Here is a 21,429-nt window from a genome sequence, read left to right as displayed (position 1 = left end):
GCCGCAGGTCACGGACCGTCAGAAAATTCCTGGCCTGTGGCGACTCGGATGGCTCACGCGGAGGTACACCGCCACCCGTTCGCCCTCGTCCCGTCGCCTGTCGGGCATGCTGCACTTAGCGTTCTCATATGCGCGAGTGACGCGGCGACGGCCGCGTCGAGAGGGGATTGTGAATGTTTGCGTCCGTGCTGGCCGAAGAGGAGGCGCCGCAGAAGAAGCGAGCCCCGTGGGGTGTGATAGCGCTTGTTCTGCTGACCGGCCTCGCACTCATTCGGAATGGGTCCGGTGAGTTCGACGTGGGCCCCCCGCAACCTGCCTCGGCGGCGGCAGCGGACAGCCGCACCCCCGGCGGCACCTTTTCGCACGCGCCGGTCGCGTTGCCGTACTCCGGAGTGGACCGGGTCAGGATCCCGGGGATCCAGGTCGATGCCCCGGTCATGCCGGTGGGCCTGGACATCGACGGCTGGGTCGCCGCGCCGCCCCCGGACAACCCGAATCTCGCGGGCTGGTTCACCGGCGCGGTCTCGCCCGGCGAAAAGGGCACGGCCGTGATCGTGGGCCATGTGGACAACATGCAGGGCCCGGCCGTCTTCTACGGACTCGGAGCACTGAAGAAAGGAAGCCGGATCGACGTCCTGCGCAAGGACGGGAAGACCGCCTCGTTCGAGGTCTACGGCATCGAGGTCTTCGCGAAGAACAACTTCCCCGGCGATCGCGTCTACGGCAGCAAGGGCGCTCCCGAATTGCGGGTCCTCACCTGCGGGGGCGGTTTCTCCAAGCAGCACGGCTATGACGGAAACGTCGTCGTATTCGCCCGCCTGGCCGAGGTTCGCTGAGCGTTCCCCGACCGGGCAGGCGAAAGCCCGTGGGCGGAACTTTCGAAGTTCCGCCCACGGACCTACGTGAATTTCCGGCGCGGCACGGTGATGTGATACCCGGAATCCAGCAGGTGCGGCAGATAGCTGCGCAGCGCCCGGACGCTCTGCGAGCGGTCGCCGCCCGCGTCGTGCGAGAGGATCACGACACCCGGCGCGGCACCGCTCTCGACCCGGTGAACGATGGTCCGGGTGCCCGGCGTCGTCCAGTCGAGCGAATCGACCGTCCAGGCCAGCGGTTCCATACCCAGTTCGGCGCCGATCTGGAAGGTCGCCCGGTTCCAGGCCCCGTACGGCGCGCGGAACCAGACGGGCGGCTCGCCGTACGCGTCGTCGATGACCTCGCAGGTGCGCTCGATCTCGGAATGGATCGCGGAGCGCGAGAGCTGGGTCAGCAGTGGGTGGGTCCAGGTGTGGTTGCCGACGATGTGTCCGTCGTCGGCCATCTCGCCGAGGAGGTCCTTGTTGTCGACGGCCATCTCCCCGCACACGAAGAACATGGCGCGCACGTCGTACTTGCGCAGAGTGCGCAGGATGCCCGGGGTGTAGCGCGGGTCGGGGCCGTCGTCGAAGGTCAGCACCATGGTGCGGCCGCCCCCCGACATGCGCAGAAACGGCTCGTGCCGGACCACGGTCCGCACAGGAGTGCGGCGCGGGGGTCCGTATCCGGCCATCGGCTCGAGGCGGTAGGCAGAGGGCTTGAGGGCGCGGCGCGCCTGCGAGCCCGAGACCGGAGGGAGTCTCCTTACCGGCTCGGCGGCCGGATCCGCGGTCAGGACGCGGGCCGTGCCCGCCGCCCCGGCCGCGCCCAGGACGGCGGCGCCGGCGATCAACGCCCGGCGCCGGGTGATCAGCTGATACTTTTTCATGACTTATCAGTCACCCGGCGGAAGTACGGTGCAACCGAGCAACACCGGTGCGCGCTCACGAAAGCACCCGCTCGGACCAGCTCAGCGGCCGCGCACCAGGGGGAACGGCAACGTCTCACGGATCGTCAGACCGGTGAGGAACATGACCAGCCGGTCGACGCCGATACCGAGGCCTCCGGTGGGCGGCATCGCGTACTCCAGGGCGTCGAGGAAGTCCTCGTCGAGCTCCATCGCCTCGGGGTCTCCTCCGGCGGCGAGCAGCGACTGCGCGGTCAGCCGTCGGCGCTGCTCGACGGGATCGGTCAACTCCGAGTAAGCGGTGCCCAGTTCGGTGCCGAAGGCGACCAGGTCCCAGCGCTCGGCGAGCCGCGGGTCGGTGCGGTGCTGCCGGGTCAGCGGGGAGACGTCGGTCGGGAAGTCCTTGTAGAACGTGGGCAGCCCGGTCTTCTCCTCGACCAGTCGTTCGTACATTTCCAGTACGACATCGCCGCGACCGTCGTCCGCCGTGTACGGCACACCTGCGCGGTCGCACAGCCGCAGCAACGACTCCAGCGGGGTGTCGGCGTCCACCTCCTCCCCCAGAGCCGCCGAGATCGCCTCGTGCACCGTCTTGACGGACCAGGAACCGGAGATGTCGTACTCGGTGCCGTCCCTGCGCGCGATCGGCGCTCCGAAGGCGGCGGTCGCGGCGCCCTGGATCAGTTCGCGGGTGAGGTCGAGCATCACGTCGTAGTCGGCGAACGCCTGGTAGGCCTCCAGCATCGTGAACTCGGGGTTGTGCTTGTAGGAGACGCCCTCGTTGCGGAAGGTGCGGCCCATTTCGAAGACCTTCTCCAGGCCGCCGACGCACAGCCGCTTGAGGTAGAGCTCGGGTGCGATGCGCAGATAGAGGTTCAGGTCGTAGGCGTTGATATGGGTCGTGAAGGGCCGGGCGTTGGCGCCGCCGTGGATCTGCTGGAGCATCGGGGTCTCGACCTCCAGATAGCCGCGGTCCAGGAGGCCCTGGCGCAGCGCCTGTACGGCGGTGGAGCGGGCACGTACGACCTGGCGGGCGTCGGGGCTGGACACCAGGTCGAGATAGCGGCGGCGCACCTTCGCCTCGGGGTCGGCGAGGCCCCGGCGTTTGTCGGGCAGCGGGCGCAGGCACTTGCCGGTGAGCTGCCAGGAGGTGACGAAGACGGTGCGCTCGCCCTTGTCGCTGACGCCAGCGACACCGTCGGCGGTGATGTGGTCCCCGATGTCGACGTCCCTGCGGAACCGGTCGAGCGCGGCCCCCGACTGCTCGCGGGTGAGGGCGAATTGGAGGTCACCGGACCAGTCGCGCAGCACGGCGAAGAGGATGCCACCGAAGTCGCGTACGAGGATGACGCGCCCGGCGACGGTCACGTGAGCGCCCTCGCGGACCTCGGCGAGGGCGTGGGTGCGCGGGGGGATGCCCACCGGGTAGGGATCGGTGCCCTGGGCGCGGAGCCGGTCGAGTTTGCGGTGCCGGATGCGGACCTGTTCGGGCAGACCGGCGGTCGGATCGGCGGCCCCGGTCTCGTCCCCTCGGTCGAGGCCGAGGGCCGACAGCGACGGCAGGCGCTCGCTCCCGGCGGGCTTGGGGCCGCTCTTCGCGTGCCCCTTGCCCCAGAGCTTGCGCAGCGAGGGCACGGAGACGAAGCCCTCGGCGATCCCGGACGCGAGGCCGATGCGGGCGAGGGAGCCGGTCTCGCCGTAACAGATGAAGCGCGGGTACCACTCGGGGTGGTACTTGGCGTTGGACCGGTACAGCGCCTCCAGCTGCCACCACCGGGAGAAGAACAGCAGCAGCCGGCGCCAGAGCCTGAGCACCGGCCCGGCACCGATGCGGGCACCCTCCTCGAAGACCGAGCGGAACACCGCGAAGTTGAGCGAGATGCGCCGCACGCCGAACTTCCCGGCGCCCGCGCACAGCTCCGCGACCATGAACTCCATGACCCCGTTGGGGGCGCTGCGGTCACGGCGCATGAGGTCCAGCGAGATGCCGTCGCGGCCCCAGGGCACGAAGGAGAGCAGCGCGAGCAGTTTGCCGTCGCCTCCCATCGCCTCGACGAGGAGGCAGTCGCCGTCCGCGGGGTCACCGAGCCGGTCGAGGGCCATCGAGAAGCCGCGCTCGGTCTCGGTGTCGCGCCAGGCGTCCGCCCGGTCGACGATCTCCTCCATCTCCTCGTCGCTGAGAGTGGAGTGGCGGCGTACGCGGCAGGTCGCGCCGGTGCGTCTCACGCGGTTGACGGCCTGGCGTGTGACGCGCATGTCGCGGCCGTCCAGGTCGAAGTCCGCGACGTACAGGATCGCCTCGTCGCCGAGCTGGAGCGCGCCGAGCCCGGCGCGCGCGAACGCCTTCGCGCCGTCCTCGGAGGCCCCCATCGCAGCCGGTGCCCATGCGTAGTGGCGGGCCACGTCCAGCCAGGCGGCAATGGCGTGCGTCCAGGCCTTGCTGTCGCCGACCGGGTCGCCGCTGGCCAGGCAGACACCGGCCTCGACACGGTAGGTGACGGCGGCCTTGCCGCTGGGCGAGAAGACGACGGCCTTGTCGCGGCGGGTGGCGAAGTAGCCGAGGGAGTCCTCGGCGCCGTACGCCTGGAGCAGGGCGCGGATGCGCGGCTCCTCGTCGCCGTGCAGGGCCGACTCCATGCGCTGGGAGCGGAAGAGCGTGGTCGCGGCGCTGAGCAGAGCGAGGGCGCCGAACAGGCCGAGGACGAAGGACAGGGCGCGCGGCGGGCGCCCGCCGAAGGAGCGCCCGGAGACCAGGCCGCCGCAGACCCGGTTGGTCGCCCACAGCAGTCGCTGGCCCTCCGGCAGCGTGCCGGGGAACAGTGCGACCAGCCCCCAGCCGACCAGGATCGCCACGCCCAGCCCGGCCAGGAGCACGGCCAGGGCCCGCCACACCGCGCCGCGCCGGTGGGCCGCGTAGAACTCCTTGCGGGCCACGATCAGCAGCACCAGCGCGAGCGCGCAGACGACGAGGGAGGGGATCGACTCGGCGTACAGCCCCAGCGCCACGCCCAGGACGTCGCCGAGTACGAGGAGACCGAGGTAGACGACGACCAGCCACCAGGCGACCTTCTTGCGGGCGGCGGTCGCGCCGGCGAGCAGGAAGAGGAACACGGCGTACGCGAGGTTGGCGCTGACCGGGACGGTCAGCAGGTCCAGGAAGCGCACGACGGGGCGCAGCAGCAGCCGCAGGGGCTCGATGAAGGCCAGCAGGACGCAGAGCGCTCCGAGCGCGCCGAAGAACGCCGCGAAGCCCTCGGGCACCCTGCTGAGGAAGCCGCTCCGGGACGGCCGTATCGGGCCTGTGGCGTCCTTCGGTGCACGGGCCTCCACGGTGGCACTCATGGTCTCGACTGTAGGAAGCGCGGCGCGTGCCCGCCCGTCGAGCGAGGTCCCGTCTCCCCCAGCGGGGCGGGACCTGCGGTTTCCGATAGCCTCACAGCCGTGACGGAACAGCAGCACTCGCATCGGTTCGAGCGGGGCACGGACGGTCCCAAGGTCATCGTCGCCGGGGTGGACGGCTCCGACTCCTCACTGCGCGCCGCGGCATATGCCGGTGGCCTGGCCCGGCGGCAGCACGCGCTGCTCGCCGTCGTGTACGTCCAGCCCGTGATGGCGGCGGGGGCGGCGCTCGGGGTTCCGGTCGCCGAGACGACCGACGAGATCGCCGAGGACCTCGTCGCGCAGATCCGGGACGCGGCCGAGCGGGTCAAGGGGATATTCGAGGTGCGCTGGGAGTTCCACACCTTCCGCGGCGACCCCTACAACGGCCTGGTGAAGGCCGCGGACGAGCTCAAGGCGGACGCCGTGGTGGTCGGCGCCTCCGAGCAGGCGGGACACCGGATCATCGGGTCGGTGGCCATCCGGCTGGTGAAGGCCGGGCGCTGGCCGGTCACGGTCGTGCCGTAGATCTCTTCGGGCCCTCCGCAGACGTCTTTGCGCCCTCCGCGGCTCGCGTGGCATCTTTCGTCGCGGCCGCCGCCGGGCCATCATGATCCGCCGTCAGCCGATTGCCGTCTGCGAAGAGGTGAGGCTCATGGCCGGGCTCCGAATGGGTGAAGGGATTCTCCGCCGCAAACCCATCGAACACATCGAGGACACCGAAATCGGGGTGGGCCCGAAACTCGAGCGGACGCTCGGTATGTGGCAGCTGACCGCCATCGGTGTCGGCGGCATCATCGGTGCGGGCATCTTCACGCTCGCCGGCACGGTCGCGAACGGCACGGCCGGGCCCGCGGTCGTCGTGTCGTTCCTCATCGCGGGCTTCGCGAGCGCCGCGGCCGCGCTGTCGTACGCGGAATTCGCCGGCCTCATCCCGAAGGCCGGCTCGGCCTACACGTACGGCTATGCGGTGCTCGGCGAGTTCGCGGGCTGGTTCATCGGCTGGGACCTGCTCCTGGAGTACACGGCGATCGTGGCGGTGGTCGCGATCGGCATCTCCGGGTACTTCGGCTTCCTGATCGGCGAGATGGGCGCCAACCTGCCGAACTGGATGCTGGGGGCGCCGGGCACCGGCGACGGCCACCGGGTCGACCTGTTCGCCGCGGTGCTGTGCCTGCTCATCGCCGGCCTGCTGAACCTGGGCATCAAGAACGCGGCACGCTTCGAGACAGTCGTCGTCGTCCTGAAGGTGCTGGTCGTACTGCTCGTCATCGGTGTCGGTGTCTTCCGCATCAACACCGACAACTACACCCCCTTCTTCCCCTACGGGATCAGCGGGGCGTTCACGGGCGCGGCGACCGTCTTCTTCGCGGTCTTCGGGTACGACGCCATGTCGACGGCGGCCGAGGAGTCGAAGGACGCCCAGCGCCACATGCCGAAGGCGATCCTCTACTCCCTGGCGATCTCGATGGTGCTGTACGTGGCCGCCTGTCTGGTCCTGACGGGCATGCAGAACTACAAGGACATCGACAAGGAGAGCGGCTTCTCGACGGCGTTCAAGTCGGTGGGCCTGAGCGGTCTCGCGGATGTCATCGCGGTGGGAGCGATCATCGGCATCCTCACGGTCATGTTCACGTTCATGCTGGGCGTCACCCGCGTCTGGTTCAGCATGAGCCGGGACGGGCTCCTCCCCAAGTGGTTCGCCAAGACGCACCCGACGCGCCATGTACCGACGCGCGTGACGTGGATCGTGGGGTTCGCGTCGGCCGCCGTCGCCGGGTTCCTGCCGATCGCCGAGGCGGCCGAACTCACCAACATCGGGATCCTGTTGGCGTTCGTCGTGGTGTGCGTGGCGGTGATCGTGCTGCGCTACCGGCAGCCGGACCTGCCGCGCACCTTCCGCACCCCGTGGATGCCGTTCGTACCCGCACTGGGAGTGATCTTCTCCCTGTGGCTGATCACGTTCCTGCAGTGGCAGACCTGGGTGCGGTTCGCTCTGTGGTTCGTCATCGGTTGCGTCATCTACTTCGGGTACTCGTACAAGCGCTCGGAGCTGGCCAGGGACACCACGGCTACTTCCCCATGAGCAGCCCGTCCTGGGCCGCGCCCCGGCTCAGGACGACGTCCCTGATCCGGTTGCGTACGCCCGAGGCCCCCTGGTCGAGGGCGGCGTCGAGGTTGACCAGACGACCGGAGTCGAGATCGAAGGACTGCGGGATGAACTCGGCCCTCGTGACCTCCCAGCGCCCGCCCGGGTGGACGGGCGGGCCGAAGGTGAACCGCCCGATCGTGCTCTCGTTGCCGCGTGGGTCCCGCACGCCCCGCTGGTCGACCATCCCGTCGGCGATCTGGTCGCCCAGGCCGTAGACGACCCAGGTGCCGTTGACCTTCTCGTACGCCTGCGGGACATGCGCGTGGGTGCCGAGGATCAGGTCGACGTCGGGCCGTCCGTTGATCGCGGAGGCGGTCAGCTGCCTGCTCAGCCACATCTGCTGATCGTCCGGCGCGTCCTGCCATTCGGTGCCCCAGTGCAGGGAGACGACGACCACGTCCGCGCCCGCCGCCCGGGCGGCGCGGGCGTCGGCGACGATCCTGTCGGGGTCGATCAGGTTCACGGCCCAGGGCTGCCCCTGCGGGAGCGGAAACCCGTTGGTGCCGTTGGTGTAGGCGAGATGCGCGACCTTGGCGGCGCCCGCGCGCATCACCGTGACGTTGCTCGCCTCGTCCGCCGTGCGCGCCGATCCCACGTGGCGTACGCCCGCGCGGTCGAGCGCGTCCAGGGTGCGCCGAATACCGGCGGCGCCGTCGTCCAGGGTGTGGTTCGAGGCGGTGGAGCAGGCGTCGTAGCCCGTCGCGGCGAGCCCCTCGGCCACCTGCGGCGGGGAGTTGAAGCTCGGGTATCCGGTGTCGTCGCCGTCCGCGCCGTACACGGTCTCCATGTGACAGATCGCCAGGTCGGCACCGGCCACGACAGGTTGGACCGCCGCGAGCATCGGCCGGAAGTCGTACCCGCTGCCTCCCGCGTAGGTCTTCGCCTGCTCGGTGATCGTGCCGCGCGGCAGCACGGCGCCCGAGGCGACGAGGGTGAAGCCGGGCTTGAAGGAAGGGGCGGGGGCTGCGGGCTGTCCGCCGGTTCCGCTGGGCCGCGCCGTCGGCGGGTCCTGGGCCTGGCAGCCAGCGGTGGCCGCGATGAGTACGGCCGCGAGGGCCATGGTGGTCTGTCTCCTGCGTGTGGTCATCGACGGGCCCCAATGTGGTCTGATTTTCCCATTAATGAGTAGGAATCCACATACAAGGGACCCCAAGAGTCAAGGAGCAACGACACCATTCACCCGTCCGGCGTTCGAGGACGAGCCCGTCAGGGCGAATGGGAGTCCGGGTTGGGAGCCCCCGGCGACGGAGGACTCACCCGGTGGACCGTTCATCGCACCGTTCACCGACGGCTTCGACCGCCCACCGCAGACCCGCGCTCCGCCCCTGTCCCCACGGAGCGGCACCCGCTGGCATACACGCCATGACGGCCGGAACCACCACCATCACACACGGGACGACCGCCGAGCACGAGCTGGCCGCGCTGCAGCGCGAGCACGGCCGGCCCCTCTTCGCGCTGCTGCTGCGACTGTCCGACGGCGATCGGCAGCGCGCCGAGGATCTGGTGCAGGAGACGTTCGTACGCGCCTGGCAGCACCCCGAGGCGCTGCGCGCCGACGACTTCGACTCCGTACGCCCCTGGCTCCTCACCGTCGGACGACGGCTCGCGATCGACGCGCGGCGGGCCCGTCAGGCGCGACCGGCGGAGGTCGGCGACGCGGTGCTGGAGAGTGCGCGTGTCTGTGCCGATCACGCCGAACGGTCCGCGGCGATGCTCGATGTACGGGAGGCTGTGAAGACACTCACTCCCGAGCACCGCGAAGTCCTGGTGCAGGTGTACTTCCAGGGGGCGAGTGTGGCGGAGGCCGCCGCAGCCCTCGGAATTCCGCCCGGTACGGTGAAGTCTCGCGCGTACTACGCGCTGCGCGCCCTGCGCCGGGTTCTTCCGGGATACGCGACCGACCTGCGGTGAAACCGAAGGCCGAGTCAAACCTCCGTAAAGCGCCTTGCTGAGGACCATGGTTGAGCAATCAGCTTGCCTCATCCGTGTTCCGGACTGGGGGCCCGGGGTCGGGCGACGCGCACGCGAACCGGAGGAAGGCAGGAAGGGATGCTGCACAGAGGTCAAGAGAGCACGGATGGCACCGGCGGTGGCGAACTCACCGTCCCCATGGCGTGGTTGTATGCCGAGTACATCGCTGACGAACTGCTGCGGACCGGCGACCTGATGCCGCCCACGTCCTTCGAGTTCCGCGCCGGGCGCGACGCGTTGGCGCTGACCATCTTCCTCTCCGACAGCGGCGGTGAGCTCTCCGGGATCCGGGTCGTCACTCAGCTGGAGACCTGGCTTTCGCTGACGGCGTACGACCAGCCGTGGCAGGACTGGGTGCGCGAGCACATGGCACGGCTCGCGGCCGAGGCGGCGGCATCCGGCGCTCCCGCTCCGGACTTGGAGCTGGCGTCGGCGGCCTGGCGCTGGCTGGAGGAGACCGAGCTGCTCGCTCCCGACCTGGACGCGGTGCCCGGTGGCGGCCCGGTTCCGGGCGAGGACGACGGTCCGAAGGTATGGACGCCGGCCTGGCGGCTGGGGCTGCCGCTGGGGCATCTGGCGATCCACCTGTTCTGACCGCCGGCTCCGACCACGCTTGCGAGCAACTTTTTTTCGCTCGCACCAATCCGCGGGCCCTCGCGCTCCGAACGTCTTGGCCGTTATTCCGGACGAGTCTTGAGTGATTCGACGGTCTGGTGCGTACCGGTGGGCAACAGCAACACCACCCCCACCCCGCACCATCGCCACAAGGATTCGGTATTCGGTATGAGGTCCCTGGAACGGCATCGTGACGTCGGCGCCTACGCGCTCGGCGCGCTGGACGAGGCGGATGCCTTCCGCTTCGAGGATCACCTCATGGAGTGCCCCAGCTGCACGGCGCACGTGAGTGAGTTCCGGCCCGCCGCGCGGCAGTTGATGCTGTACCGACGGGCCACACCGCGCTCCGTACACCCATTCGCGGCCCCCGGGCCCCGGCTTCTCGACCGGCTGCTCGGTGAGGTGGCGTCGCGGCACCGGGCCGGGCGCCGGCGCTGGCTGTACGCGGTGGCGGCCTCCGTGGTGTTCGCCGCGGGCGGGCCCGCGATCGCGATCGTCACCGCGCACGATCCGCAGTCGACTCAGGTCGCCGCGACGGATGCCGAGACCGGGGTGTGGGCCCAGGTCACGTCCGAGGACCGGGTCTGGGGCAGCCAGGTCGAGGTCGAGGTCAAGGACGCCGGGGGCCCTCGGCCCTGTCAGCTCGTGGCCATCGGCAAGGACGGCTCCGAGCAGACGGTGACGAGCTGGATGGTGCCGCCGCACCACGGCAAGGCCACCAGCATGCAGGGCGGCGCGGCGCTCCAGACCGAGGAGATCAGTCGGTACGAGGTGCGCACGATGGATGGCAAGCATCTGGTGACGCTCAAGTCCCGGTGAGCACTGTGGTCCCGTTGAGCACTGTGGTCCCGTTGAGCACCATGGTCCGAGTAAGCACCGTGGTTCCGCTGATCACAATGGTGCCGCCGCGCACCCCGGTCCTGCTGAGCACTCTGGTCCCGGTGAGCACCGCGGTCCCGCCGAGTGGTCGGGGCCGGCATGGAGTCGGGGCCCACCGAGCGCTCAAGGCCCGCTGATCAACCGCTCTTCCGCTCCTTGAGCACAGCTCGGTGAGCACCTTCTGACGGCTCGGTGAGCACCGTCTATTTGAGCAGCCGGGACATCCGGCGGTCCGCCAGTGGCTTGCCGCCCGTCTGGCAGGTCGGGCAGTACTGCAGCGCGGAGTCGCTGAAGGAGACCTCGCGGATGGTGTCGCCGCAGACCGGGCAGGGCTTGCCCGCTCTGCCGTGCACCCGCAGTCCGCTCTTCTTTTCCGCCTTCAGACGTCCGGCGGCCAGCCCGTGGGAGCGCTCGACGGCCTCGGTGAGCGTGGAGCGCAGCGCCTCGTACAGGCGTCGTGTTTCCTCGGGTGTCAGCGAGGAGGCGAGCTTGAAGGGCGACATCTTGGCGGCGTGCAGGATCTCGTCGCTGTACGCGTTCCCCACGCCCGCGATCAGGCTCTGGTCGCGCAGGGCGCCCTTCAGCTGACGCCGCTCGCCCGCCAGCAGCTTGGCGAACCGCACCTCGTCGAAGTCGTCGGCGAGCGGGTCGGGGCCCAGCCGGGCCATGCCGGGGATCTCCGCCGGGTCCCGCACCACGTACACCGCGAGACGCTTCTGGGTGCCCGCCTCGGTGAGGTCGAAGCCCTCCCCGGTCTCCAGCGCGACACGCAGCGCGAGCGGGCCCTTGCCGGGGCGCGGCGGCCCGTCGGGCAGCGTGTCCTTCCAGTGCAGCCAGCCCGCGCGGGCCAGGTGCGTGACGAAGTGCAGGCCGTCCGCCTCGATGTCGAGGAACTTGCCGTACCGGCGCACGGCCGTGACCTGGCGCCCCTCGAAGGCGGTGACGGGCGGGTCGTAGGTCTTCAGGACGCTGACGGCGACGGGCAGCACGCGCACCACCTCGCGTCCGACGAGATGATCGGCCAGGAAGTCCTTGAGCGCTTCGACCTCGGGCAGTTCCGGCATGGGTCCAGAGTGCCACCCGGCACCGACAACACCATGCGGAACCCGACGGTCTGCGAGGCACCGCCGGTCAGATCCGCTCCGGAACGATGAACTCGCACCACACGCACTTGCCGCCGCCGCGGGCCTCCACGCCCCAGACGTCGGTCAGCCGGTCGACGAGGAGGAGGCCGCGGCCCGACACGCCGGACTCGCCCGCCTCGCGGCGGCGCGGCAGGGCGCTGGAGGAGTCCTCGACCTCGGCGCGCAGTCTGCGGTCGGAGCCGGCGAGAACGCGCAGGGTGACGATGGCGGAGCCCTCGGTGTGCATCAGGGCGTTGGTGATCAGTTCGTCGGCGACCAGCTCGATCTCGTCCGCGCGCCCGCCGGCGCCCCAGGCACGGACCGCGGCGCGGATCATGTGGCGGGCCTCGGTGAGCGCCTCGGGGTCGCCGGGAGCGACGTGCTGCTGGAGCCGTCCGCCGGCCTGCTGGGTGGTGGGGCCCTGGCGGCGCAGGAGCAGCAGCGCCACGTCGTCGTCGCCGCCGCGCTCCTCGGCCACGTCGATGAGCCGGGCGGCGAGGTCGCGGACGTCCTCGGGGCCCGAGCGGATGAGCCCCTTGAGGGTGTGCATGCCCTCGTCGAGGTCGATGCCGGGCTGTTCGACGAGCCCGTCGGTGAACAGCAGCAGGGTCTGGCCCGGATCGAGCTCGACGGTGTCGACCGGGTATTCGAGGCGGCCGAACTCGGCGGACAGCCCGAGCGGCAGACCTCCCTCGACGGCGAGTCGACGGCAGGTTCCGTCGGTCTGCCGGATCAGTGGGTCGATATGGCCGGCGCGGACCAGCTGGACCACCCCGGTGGACAGGTCGGCCTCCGCGTACAGGCAGGTCGCGAAGCGGTCGGTGTCGAGTTCGTCGAGAAACACCGAGGCGCGGGCCATCACGGTGGCCGGGGTGTGGCCCTCGGCGGCGTAGGCGCGCAGCACGATGCGCAGCTGGCCCATGACGGCCGCGGCGTGCGTGTCGTGGCCCTGGACGTCACCGATGACGGCGCCGACCCGGCCGCCGGGCAGCGGTATCACGTCGTACCAGTCGCCGCCGATGTCCCGCCCGAGAGAGGCGGAGCGATAGCGGACGGCGATGTCGGCATCGGGAACGCCGGGGATGGAGCGCGGCAGCATGGCCTGCTGGAGGCCCTGGGCGAGGTCCTTCTCCTGCTCGTAGAACATGGCCCGCTGGAGGCTCTGCGCGATGCTGCTGCCGAGCGCCACGAGGACATTGCGCTCCTCGGCCGAGAAGCCCCGCCGGTCGTTGTAGAGCAGGCCTATCGCGCCGATGGGTCGGGCCTGCACGATGAGCGGCATATACGCGGCCGAGGTGATATTCAGATCGGTGATGTTGGGCCACAGCAGGGGGTACGACGCCGCGAACTCCTCCGGCGACTCGATGAAGTGGGGCGCGAGGGTCCGGACCACCTCGTTCATCGGGTACTTCGCGTCGAGGCGGGTGACCCGGGTGCCGGGTACGTAGCTGTCCGCGGGGCCCGTGGCGACCAGGCGGATGCGACCGGCCTCCACCAGGCCCATGACCAGGCTCGTCGCCCCGAGGTGGGTGAGACCGTGGGTGTCCTCCAGGACGTCGATGACGTCCTGGACGGTGCGGGCGTGCGCGAGCGCCGCGGTGGTCATCTGGACGACGTTCGTCTGCCGGCGCCGGGCCTCGTCCAGAGCGGCCTGCTCGCGGCGCGCCGCGCTCTCGCTCAGCTCGTCCGTGGCGTCGCGGACTATGCCGATGATCCGGCGCGGCTTGCCGGTCTCGTCGCGACGGATGTAGCCCTGGGTGTGGGTCCAGCGCAGGGAGCCGTCGCGGCGGCGGACGCGGAAGTACGCGCCGTAGTTCTCGCTGCCGTCCTTCATGGCCTGGGACACCACGGCGTCGAGACGGTAGCCCTCCGTCCGGGGCACCCGTACGGTCAGGCTCTCGGGGTAGCCGTCGTATTCCTCGGGGCGCAGATCGAAGATCTCGTGGGCCTGGGCGTCCATGTGGAACAGACCCGTGTCCAGATCCCAGTCGAAGCTGCCCATGCGGTTGAGCGCCAGGATCGGATCCGGGTGGGCGGGCCAGTCGTCCGGGAGTGACAGGGCGCTTGCTCCCCGATCAACCATGGAGCCACCTTGCCAGGATTTGCCTGACTATTCGACTGGGGAGCCCGTCTCCGGGCTCCCCCCGCCGGGCCGGCGCTCAACTGTCGAAGACGTCGGTCGGGGCGTCGAAGATGCTGTCGGGGGCCGGCGACTCGTCGGGGATCAGACCGCCGCCATCGGGTACGTCGGGGCTGTCCGGGAGGGTGTCGGGGCCGATGTCCTCGTTCCCCGTGCCGCTCGACCCGCTGGGCGGCGCGAGCGGAGACGTGGGCTCCTCCGACGCGGACCGGTCAGGTGCGGCCGTACGCGTCTGTGGAGCGGTGCTCTCGCCCGACGCGGTCCCGTCCGAGGGGGCCGGTCTGCTCTCGGGCGCCGTCGTCGGCGGGGCCGTGGCGGTGTCCGTGGGGCACCGCGAGTGCTCTGCCGCCGGGTCCCCCGAAGCGTCGGCCGGCGGCCCGAGCCTCGCCGCGTCGAACAGCGGGGCCCCGGAGTCGTCGGTCGCTCCCGGGGCGGTCTCGGTCGCTCCCGGCGTGACGGTCACCGTCTGCGTGGGCGTCACGCAGTCGGGCTCCGATGCGTGGGGCCGCGGGCTCTTCATGGTCGCTGAGGCGCTGGGCAACGGGTGGTCCGGCTTCCGGGGCCGCGTCCAGTCGTCGGACGGCGGCACCGCGTGATCGTGGTGGCCGTCGTCGCCGGTCCTGCGCACGAGCCAGCTGTTGTCGACGATGTTGATGAGCGTGATGTCGGTGATCACGGTGGGCGCCGGGGTCACCACGACGACCTGGGAGGGCTGATATCCGGACCAGGGCCGGCCCAGAGTACGCGGGTTCCCCTGGAGCGCGGCGGGCGGGCTCAGTGGGTTGCCGCAGGCGCAGCGGACACGGGGCATGCCCAGGTTGTCGACGAGGACGGCGGTGCCCACCTGGAGCACGGACTGATAGCCGGACGCCCGGCCGTTGCTGAACCCGTGGTTCGTGACCAGCGTGTCGGCACGCAGGACGACCGAGGTCAGACCATGCAGGTAGTCCGGGATGGAGGCCTGGGAGATGCCCACGGTCTGGGCGAAGGCACGAGACTTGGCCCGGTCCGCGGCCAGAAACCGGATCTGCTTCTCGGCATCACAGCTGCCGACGTTCTGGGTGCCGCCGTAGAGGCCCGGCGTGGAACCCGAGATGGCGCGCAGTCCCTGCGCGCCGGAGCGGTTCCCGGTGGACTGCGGCTGCGGCATTCGGGTGACGGGCGGCGGGGTCGCCGTGGAGTCGGTGAAGGGGTCGGGCCCCTGCGCCGCGACGGGCTCGAGGAAGACCTCGCCGCCCGATCCGTCGGACGCCACCTGACCCTTCTGGTTGTGGCCGACGCACCCGGCGACGAGGAGCGCCGCCGAGAGCACGCAGGCCATGACGAAGGTTCTGGTGGGTATCTGCACCACTGTTCTGGCGGGTTTGCGCACCACGTTCTCCCGTTCATCCCGGGCAATTCGTCCACTATTGTCTGCGTCGCCCAGTTGGCTTACGCAAGCGGAGGCGGTCACCCAGCGTCACAATGAGAGGGAGAGGAGCACTGCCGTGGAGTGGTTCACCGCCCCCGAGTACTGGCTGAGCCGGTTGGTCTTCCAACGGGCGCTGGCCGTCGTGTACCTCTTCGCGTTCCTGGGCGCGGCGCTGCAGTTCCGCGCGTTGATCGGGGAGCGCGGGATGCTGCCGGTCCCCCGCTTCGTGGAGCGAGTGGCGTTCCGCCACGCGCCGAGCGTGTTCCATCTGCGCTACTCGGACCGCTTCTTCGCGGCCTGGGCCTGGACGGGCTGCGCGGTGTCGGTGGCGCTGATCGCCGGCCTGGACTCGCGACTGCCGCTCTGGGGCGGGATGTTGCTGTGGCTCGTTCCATGGGCGTTCTATCTGTCGATCGTCAACGTCGGCCAGACCTGGTACTCGTTCGGCTGGGAGTCCCTGCTCCTGGAAGTGGGCTTCCTCGCGGTCTTCCTCGGCAACGACGAGGTGGCCCCGCCGATCGTCGTCCTCTTCCTGCTGCGCTGGGTGCTGTTCCGCGTCGAGTTCGGCGCCGGGATGATCAAGATGCGGGGTGACGCGTGCTGGCGGAAGCTGACCTGCCTGTACTACCACCACGAGACACAGCCGATGCCGGGCCCGCTGAGCTGGTTCTTCCACCACCTCCCGAAACCGTTCCACCGCGTGGAGGTGGCCGCCAACCACGTCACCCAACTCGTCGTGCCGATCCTGCTGTTCACACCGCAGCCGATCGCGACGGCCGCCGCGTCGTTGATGATCCTCACGCAGCTGTGGCTGGTGCTGTCCGGCAACTTCTCCTGGCTGAACTGGATCACCATCGTGCTGGCCCTGTCGGCGGTCGAGATCCCGACCACTCCCCCGCACGTGGCCGGCCCACCACTCTGGTACGAGATCGTGGTCCTCGCCGTGGGCACGGGCCTGCTGGCCCTCAGTTACCGCCCGGCGCGCAATCTGCTCTCCCGGCGCCAGGTCATGAACCGCTCCTTCGACCCGCTCCATCTGGTGAACACCTACGGAGCGTTCGGCAGCGTCAGCCGCGTGCGCTACGAGGTGATCCTCGAGGGCACGCCGGACGCCATGCCCTACGAGGAATCGGAGTGGCGGGAGTACGAATTCAAGGGCAAACCGGGCGATCCACGGTACTGGCCGCGCCAGTTCGCTCCGTACCATCTGCGACTCGACTGGCTGATGTGGTTCGTGGCACTCTCCCCGGCGTACGCCGGCACGTGGTTCACGGGTCTGGTGGAGCGGCTCCTGGAGAACGACCGCGACACGCTGCGGCTGCTGCGCCGCTCCCCGTTCCCCGCCGACGCCCCGCCGCACTACGTCCGCGCGCGTCTCTTCCACTACCGGTACACGACCTGGCACGAGCTGCGGGAGACGGGCGCGTGCTGGCACCGGACGTACGTACGCGACTTCCTGCCGCCGACGCGGCTGGAGACGGCGGACGAGCGTCGCATTCCGTACTGAGCGGCCTCGGGGAAGTGGGGTGCGTTTCCGCGTCGTCCGGTGCGGTGCATCGGCGTACTGCCGCGTCGCCCTCGTACTGGATGCTGGGGTGATGTGGCAGTGCGGCGAGGTGCCGTGCCGGGCGGCGTGGGGGCGTGCCTCACTTCCCCGAGGCCGCTTGGACGGTCCCCGAGGCACCGAAGCCGTGGCAGGGAGCCGAGTGTGTCAGAGGCCGTAGACGCGGGTGGCGGTGCCGGAGAAGACGGCCTCCCTGGCGGTGTCACCGAAACGGACCGTCAACTCCTCAGTGACGCAAACGACTTGACCGTAGGTGGCCGCCAGCGTGCACACCGGCCAGTCGGACCCGAACATCAGCCGGTCGGGGCCGAAGGCCTCCAGGACCGTGTCGGCGTACGGGCGCAGTGTGTCGGTCGTCCATCCGGCGAGGTCGGCCTCGGTGACCAGGCCCGAGAGTTTGCACACGGTGTTGGGCAGTGCGGCCAGCGCCCGGACGTCCGACGCCCACGGTTCGAGTTCGCCCGAGGCGACCGGCGGCTTGCCCAGGTGGTCGAGGACAAAGGTGAGTTCGGGCAGGACGGCGGCCGCCTTGGCACAGGCCGGGAGCTGATGCGGCACGACGACCAGGTCGTAGACGAGCCCTGCCTCGGCCACGGCGGCCAGCCCCCGGCGTACGTCCGGGCGCAGCAGCCACTCGGGGTCGGGCTCGCCCTGGACCTGGTGGCGGATGCCCTTGAGGTACTCGCCACCCGGCAGCTCCCGCAGCCGCGCCAGCTCGTCGGCCACCTCCGCGCGGGTCAGATCGGTCCACCCCACGACTCCCGCCACCAGCTCGCTCTCCGCCGCGAGGACGAGGAACTCGGGGGTCTCCTCCGGGACGGTGATCGTCTGCACCAGGATCGTCCGGTCCACCCCGGCATCCCGCGCTCGCGGTGCGAGATCCGCGAGGGTGAAGTTCCGTCGCAGGGGCTGCAGTTCGGGCCCGGTGATCCAGTCCTGGTCGCGGACGGAGAGGTCCCACACATGGTGGTGCGCGTCCACGCTCACGGCAGCTCCCACACGACCGGCAGGCCGGCGTCCGCGCCCTCGTCGGAGTAGTCGTGGACGACGTCGAGGAGTTCGGCCATGCGGGCCTGCCAGGCGATGTTGACCGGCAGCTGCTCCAGTTCGGCGAGCATCCGCCCGTAGTCCTCGCACTCCAGGACGTGGAAGAGATCGGTGCCGCTGCGCCAGATGGTCCAAGAGGTGGCTCCGGCCGCGCGGATCGCAGCGGTCAGCTCGGCCGGGACCTCGCGGTGCGCGGCCTCGTACGCCGCGACTCGGTCCGCGCGGACCTTGGTGTGCAGCGCGACTCTCATGAGGGCTCCTGTACGGGTACGGGGGCAGTGGCGGGCAGCAGTCCTTCCGCGAGCAGTTCCACCCAGAACTCCGTGGGCACCGGTGTGGCGAACTGCTGTACACAGTCGCGGACCTCGTCCGCCGAGCGGGCACCGACCAGCACGCTCGCGACGGCCGGGTGGGCGGCCGGGAAGGCCAGGGCGGCGGCGCGCAGCGTGGTGCCGTGCCGCTCGGCGACGGCTTTCAGACGCAGGGCCCGGTCGAGCAACTCGGTCGGCGCGGCGGCGTAGTCGTACGTCGCATCGGGCCGCGGGTCCGCCAGCAGCCCGGAGTTGAAGGCGCCGCCGATGACGACGGACGTACCGCGCTCCTGGGCGTCGGGCAGCAGGTCGGTCAGTGCCCGATGGTCGAGCAGCGTGTAGCGGCCCGCGCACAGCACCACGTCGACGTCCGTCTCGCGGACGAAGCGGGTGAGCATCTCGGCCTGGTTCATGCCCGCGCCGATCGCGCCGACCACGCCTTGTGAGCGAAGCTTCTCCAGGGCGGGGTAGCCCTCACGGAAGGCCCGCTCGGCGTGGTCGTCCGGGTCGTGCAGGTAGACGACGTCCACCCGGTCCAGGCCGAGCCGTTCAAGGCTGGCGTCCAGGCTGCGACGCACGCCGTCCGCGCTGAAGTCCCAGACGCGGCGGTGCGTGGCGGGCACGGCGAAGCCGTCGGTCAGATCGTCCCCGCCCGCGTCCGCGGGCTCCAGGAGGCGGCCCACCTTGGTGGAGACGGTGTACTCGGCGCGGGGCCGTTCACGCAGGGCCGCCCCGAGGCGCCGCTCGGAGAGGCCGATGCCGTAGTGCGGCGCGGTGTCGAAGTAGCGGATGCCGCCGGCCCAGGCCGCGTCGAGGGCCTCGTACGCCTGCTCGTCGGTGACCGCGGTGAACAGGTTGCCGATGCCCGCGGCGCCGAAGGACAGCTCGCTGACCTCGACGCCGCTTCTGCCGAGCGTGCTCACTGGCCCACCGGGCGCAGTCGCAGCCCCTGCATGCCGCCGTCGACGGCGAGCGCCGTGCCCGTGGTCGCGCCGGACAGCGGACTCGCCAAGTAGGCGATGGCGCCCGCGACTTCGGCAGCCGAGACGAGGCGGCCGGTGGGCTGACGGGCCTGAAGCGAGGCACGTTCGGCGGCCGGGTCGGGGGCCACGTCGAGCAGGCGGCCGACCCAGGGCGTGTCGACCGTGCCCGGGTTGACGCAGTTCACCCGGATGCCCTCGCGGACGTGGTCGGCGGCCATGGCGAGGGTCAGGGAGAGGACTGCGCCCTTGGAAGCCGCGTACAGGGCGCGCTGGGGCAGGCCGGCGGTGGCGGCGATGGAGCAGGTGTTCACGATCGCCGCGTGCGCGGACTCGCGCAGCCGGGGCAGGGCGGCGCGGGCGGTACGGACCATGCCGAGGACGTTGACGTCCAGGACCCGGTGCCACTGCTCGTCGTCATTGTCCTCGACGGTGCCCTGCGCGCCGATGCCCGCGTTGTTGATCAGTACGTCGAGACCGCCGAGGTCGGCCACCGCCGCGGCCACCGCCGAGCGCACGGACGCGTCGTCGGTGACATCGGCACGGTAGCCGAGCAGTGGCTTCTCGACCGACGAAGGGTCGAGGTCGAGGACGGCGACCTGCGCGCCGCGCGCGGCGAGGAGGTCGGCGGTGGCCCGGCCGATGCCGGAGGCGCCGCCGGTCACCAGCGCCTTGAGTCCCTCGAAGTCCTGAGCGCCCTGAGGGTCCGTCATGCCGCTTCCCCCTTCTGGTCGGTGAGTGCCTGCTGGGCGAGGTCGGCGGCCCAGAAGGTGCCGACGGGGTAGGTGAACTCCGCGATGGACTCGGGCCGCATGGTCGACGAGAAACCCGGTGTGGAGGGTGCCATGTAGTGACCCTCGCGGATCACCACCGGGTCGCGGAAGTGTTCGTGCAGATGGTCGACGTATTCGATGACCCGGTCGTCGGTCGTGCCGGACAGCGCCACGAAGTCGAACATCGAAAGGTGCTGCACGAGTTCGCACAGCCCGACACCGCCGGCGTGCGGGCAGACGGGCACGCCGAACTTGGCCGCGAGCAGCAGGATGGCGAGGTTCTCGTTGACGCCGCCGACACGAGCCGCGTCGATCTGCAGGACGTCGATGGCATCGGCCTGGAGCAGCTGCTTGAAGATGATGCGGTTCTGCACGTGCTCGCCGGTGGCGACCTTGATGGGGGCGACGGCCTTGCGGACAGTGGCGTGGCCGAGGACGTCGTCCGGGCTCGTCGGCTCCTCGATCCAGTAGGGCCGGAACTCGGCGAGCGCCTGCGTCCAGGTGATGGCCTCGTCGACGTTCCAGCGCTGGTTGGCGTCGATGGCGATGCGGATGTCCGGGCCGACCACGGAGCGGGCGACCCGGCAGCGGCGTACGTCGTCCGCCAGGTCCGCGCCCACCTTCAGCTTGATCTGCCGGAAGCCGTCGGCGACGGCCTCGGCGGCGAGACGGGTGAGTTTCTCGTCGCTGTAGCCGAGCCAGCCCGGCGAGGTGGTGTACGCGGGGAAGCCCTCGGCCCTCAGGCTCGCGGCGCGTTCGGTGGCCCCCTCCTTGCCCCGCCGCAGCAGGTCCAACGCCTCGTCCGGCGTGAGCGCGTCCGTGATGTAACGGAAGTCGACCTGACGCACGAGCCATTCGGGCTCGGCATCGGCGAGCAGCCGCCACAGCGGCTTGCGCGCGCGTTTGGCGGCCAGATCCCACACGGCGTTGACGACGGCGCCGATCGCCATGTGCATCACGCCCTTCTCGGGTCCGAGCCAGCGCAGCTGGCTGTCGCCGATCAGGTCGCGGCTCAGGGAGCCCGGGTCCGCGCACAGCTCGTCGACGGACCGTCCGACCACATGCCCCCGCAGCGCGGCGATCGCGGCGACCTGGACATCATTGCCCCGCCCGATGGTGAAGGTGAAGCCGTGCCCCTCGGGGAAGTCGGCGGCGTCGGTGCGCAGCACGACATAGGCCGCCGAATAGTCGGGGTCCGGGTTCATCGCGTCGGAGCCGTCGAGCTCGCGCGAGGTGGGGAAGCGGATGTCGTAGGTGTCGACCGCGGTGATACGGGCGGCAGTTGGGGACACGGGAGGCCTTTCGGTCCGGGACAGGGGGTA

At 70.5% G+C, this 21,429-nt stretch carries 18 protein-coding genes; 7 read left to right on the top strand and 11 right to left on the bottom strand.

What is annotated here, in order from left to right; translation table 11 throughout:
* Positions 1-173: 173 nt before the first annotated feature.
* Positions 174-836, top strand: a complete 663-nt coding sequence (locus OG390_RS45880) for a class F sortase (protein ID WP_399079307.1) — start codon at positions 174-176, stop codon at positions 834-836.
* Positions 837-898: 62 nt separating this feature from the next.
* Here the strand turns inward: OG390_RS45880 and OG390_RS45875 are convergent, their stop codons facing one another.
* Both OG390_RS45875 and lysX read right to left on the bottom strand, forming a co-directional pair.
* Complete coding sequence (locus OG390_RS45875) at positions 899-1,744, bottom strand: polysaccharide deacetylase family protein (protein WP_406176364.1); 846 nt, start codon at positions 1,742-1,744, stop codon at positions 899-901.
* Positions 1,745-1,825: 81 nt separating this feature from the next.
* Positions 1,826-5,104 (bottom strand): bifunctional lysylphosphatidylglycerol synthetase/lysine--tRNA ligase LysX, encoded by a 3,279-nt coding sequence (gene lysX / locus OG390_RS45870; RefSeq protein WP_406176362.1) that lies wholly within the window; start codon positions 5,102-5,104, stop codon positions 1,826-1,828.
* A gap of 99 nt (positions 5,105-5,203) precedes the next feature.
* Between lysX and OG390_RS45865 the strand changes: the two genes are divergently transcribed.
* Positions 5,204-5,668, top strand: a complete 465-nt coding sequence (locus tag OG390_RS45865; RefSeq protein WP_406176360.1) for a universal stress protein — start codon at positions 5,204-5,206, stop codon at positions 5,666-5,668.
* Between the two features lie 127 nt (positions 5,669-5,795).
* Positions 5,796-7,226, top strand: a complete 1,431-nt coding sequence (locus OG390_RS45860; protein WP_406176358.1) for an amino acid permease — start codon at positions 5,796-5,798, stop codon at positions 7,224-7,226.
* On the opposite strand, the gene OG390_RS45855 is transcribed toward OG390_RS45860, so the two are convergent.
* Complete coding sequence (locus OG390_RS45855) at positions 7,213-8,379, bottom strand: CapA family protein (RefSeq protein ID WP_406176356.1); 1,167 nt, start codon at positions 8,377-8,379, stop codon at positions 7,213-7,215. The genes OG390_RS45860 and OG390_RS45855 overlap by 14 nt on opposite strands.
* A 275-nt stretch (positions 8,380-8,654) precedes the next feature.
* Here OG390_RS45855 and OG390_RS45850 point away from each other — a divergent pair, with 275 nt between their 5' ends.
* The 3 genes from OG390_RS45850 to OG390_RS45840 all read left to right on the top strand — a co-directional run bounded on the left by OG390_RS45850 (position 8,655) and on the right by OG390_RS45840 (position 10,697).
* The gene (locus OG390_RS45850; protein ID WP_406176355.1) at positions 8,655-9,203 is read left to right on the top strand and encodes a sigma-70 family RNA polymerase sigma factor; all 549 of its coding nucleotides are present in this window, start codon (positions 8,655-8,657) and stop codon (positions 9,201-9,203) included.
* Positions 9,204-9,341: 138 nt separating this feature from the next.
* A complete protein-coding gene (locus tag OG390_RS45845; RefSeq protein WP_406176353.1) occupies positions 9,342-9,857 on the top strand; it encodes a hypothetical protein in 516 nt (171 codons plus the stop codon).
* Positions 9,858-10,046: 189 nt separating this feature from the next.
* Positions 10,047-10,697: an anti-sigma factor family protein gene (locus OG390_RS45840; protein WP_406176352.1), complete on the top strand. Its 651-nt coding sequence runs from the start codon at positions 10,047-10,049 to the stop codon at positions 10,695-10,697.
* Positions 10,698-10,960: 263 nt separating this feature from the next.
* Here the strand turns inward: OG390_RS45840 and OG390_RS45835 are convergent, their stop codons facing one another.
* The 3 genes from OG390_RS45835 to OG390_RS45825 form a co-directional block, all read right to left on the bottom strand.
* The gene (locus OG390_RS45835) at positions 10,961-11,821 is read right to left on the bottom strand and encodes an Fpg/Nei family DNA glycosylase (RefSeq protein ID WP_406176350.1); all 861 of its coding nucleotides are present in this window, start codon (positions 11,819-11,821) and stop codon (positions 10,961-10,963) included.
* Positions 11,822-11,888: 67 nt separating this feature from the next.
* Positions 11,889-13,964: a SpoIIE family protein phosphatase gene (locus tag OG390_RS45830; protein WP_406176348.1), complete on the bottom strand. Its 2,076-nt coding sequence runs from the start codon at positions 13,962-13,964 to the stop codon at positions 11,889-11,891.
* A 76-nt stretch (positions 13,965-14,040) separates the two neighbouring features.
* Positions 14,041-15,393, bottom strand: coding sequence for a DUF6777 domain-containing protein (locus tag OG390_RS45825; RefSeq protein WP_406176347.1), 1,353 nt, complete (start codon positions 15,391-15,393; stop codon positions 14,041-14,043).
* Between the two features lie 115 nt (positions 15,394-15,508).
* Here OG390_RS45825 and OG390_RS45820 point away from each other — a divergent pair, with 115 nt between their 5' ends.
* The gene (locus OG390_RS45820; RefSeq protein WP_406176345.1) at positions 15,509-16,939 is read left to right on the top strand and encodes a lipase maturation factor family protein; all 1,431 of its coding nucleotides are present in this window, start codon (positions 15,509-15,511) and stop codon (positions 16,937-16,939) included.
* Between the two features lie 204 nt (positions 16,940-17,143).
* On the opposite strand, the gene OG390_RS45815 is transcribed toward OG390_RS45820, so the two are convergent.
* Genes OG390_RS45815 through OG390_RS45795 form a run of 5 tightly spaced genes read right to left on the bottom strand, consistent with a single transcriptional unit; the run spans position 17,144 to position 21,399 of the window.
* Positions 17,144-17,983 carry an amidohydrolase family protein gene (locus tag OG390_RS45815; RefSeq protein ID WP_406176344.1) on the bottom strand — a complete coding sequence of 280 codons (840 nt, stop codon included), beginning with the start codon at positions 17,981-17,983 and terminating at the stop codon, positions 17,144-17,146.
* The gene (locus OG390_RS45810; protein ID WP_406176342.1) at positions 17,980-18,294 is read right to left on the bottom strand and encodes an L-rhamnose mutarotase; all 315 of its coding nucleotides are present in this window, start codon (positions 18,292-18,294) and stop codon (positions 17,980-17,982) included. The genes OG390_RS45815 and OG390_RS45810 overlap by 4 nt, the downstream gene beginning before the upstream one ends.
* Positions 18,291-19,277 (bottom strand): aldo/keto reductase, encoded by a 987-nt coding sequence (locus OG390_RS45805; protein ID WP_406176341.1) that lies wholly within the window; start codon positions 19,275-19,277, stop codon positions 18,291-18,293. The genes OG390_RS45810 and OG390_RS45805 overlap by 4 nt, the downstream gene beginning before the upstream one ends.
* On the bottom strand, positions 19,274-20,047 hold the full coding sequence (locus OG390_RS45800; protein ID WP_406176340.1) for an SDR family NAD(P)-dependent oxidoreductase: 774 nt from the start codon (positions 20,045-20,047) through the stop codon (positions 19,274-19,276). The genes OG390_RS45805 and OG390_RS45800 overlap by 4 nt, the downstream gene beginning before the upstream one ends.
* A complete protein-coding gene (locus OG390_RS45795) occupies positions 20,044-21,399 on the bottom strand; it encodes an L-fuconate dehydratase (RefSeq protein ID WP_406176338.1) in 1,356 nt (451 codons plus the stop codon). The genes OG390_RS45800 and OG390_RS45795 overlap by 4 nt, the downstream gene beginning before the upstream one ends.
* Positions 21,400-21,429: the final 30 nt, after the last annotated feature.

This window comes from Streptomyces sp. NBC_00996 (genome assembly GCF_045162675.1).
GTDB lineage: Bacteria > Actinomycetota > Actinomycetes > Streptomycetales > Streptomycetaceae > Streptomyces.
This window is presented reverse-complemented; position numbering and strand designations above follow the sequence as displayed.

Coding starts and splice junctions, on each gene's coding strand:
- OG390_RS45880 (WP_399079307.1), top strand. CDS start 174: ATGTTTGCGTCCGTGCTGGCCGAAGAGGAGGCGCCGCAGAAGAAGCGA.
- OG390_RS45875 (WP_406176364.1), bottom strand. CDS start 1,744: ATGAAAAAGTATCAGCTGATCACCCGGCGCCGGGCGTTGATCGCCGGC.
- lysX (WP_406176362.1), bottom strand. CDS start 5,104: ATGAGTGCCACCGTGGAGGCCCGTGCACCGAAGGACGCCACAGGCCCG.
- OG390_RS45860 (WP_406176358.1), top strand. CDS start 5,796: ATGGCCGGGCTCCGAATGGGTGAAGGGATTCTCCGCCGCAAACCCATC.
- OG390_RS45855 (WP_406176356.1), bottom strand. CDS start 8,379: ATGACCACACGCAGGAGACAGACCACCATGGCCCTCGCGGCCGTACTC.
- OG390_RS45850 (WP_406176355.1), top strand. CDS start 8,655: ATGACGGCCGGAACCACCACCATCACACACGGGACGACCGCCGAGCAC.
- OG390_RS45845 (WP_406176353.1), top strand. CDS start 9,342: ATGCTGCACAGAGGTCAAGAGAGCACGGATGGCACCGGCGGTGGCGAA.
- OG390_RS45840 (WP_406176352.1), top strand. CDS start 10,047: ATGAGGTCCCTGGAACGGCATCGTGACGTCGGCGCCTACGCGCTCGGC.
- OG390_RS45835 (WP_406176350.1), bottom strand. CDS start 11,821: ATGCCGGAACTGCCCGAGGTCGAAGCGCTCAAGGACTTCCTGGCCGAT.
- OG390_RS45830 (WP_406176348.1), bottom strand. CDS start 13,964: ATGGTTGATCGGGGAGCAAGCGCCCTGTCACTCCCGGACGACTGGCCC.
- OG390_RS45810 (WP_406176342.1), bottom strand. CDS start 18,294: ATGAGAGTCGCGCTGCACACCAAGGTCCGCGCGGACCGAGTCGCGGCG.
- OG390_RS45800 (WP_406176340.1), bottom strand. CDS start 20,047: ATGACGGACCCTCAGGGCGCTCAGGACTTCGAGGGACTCAAGGCGCTG.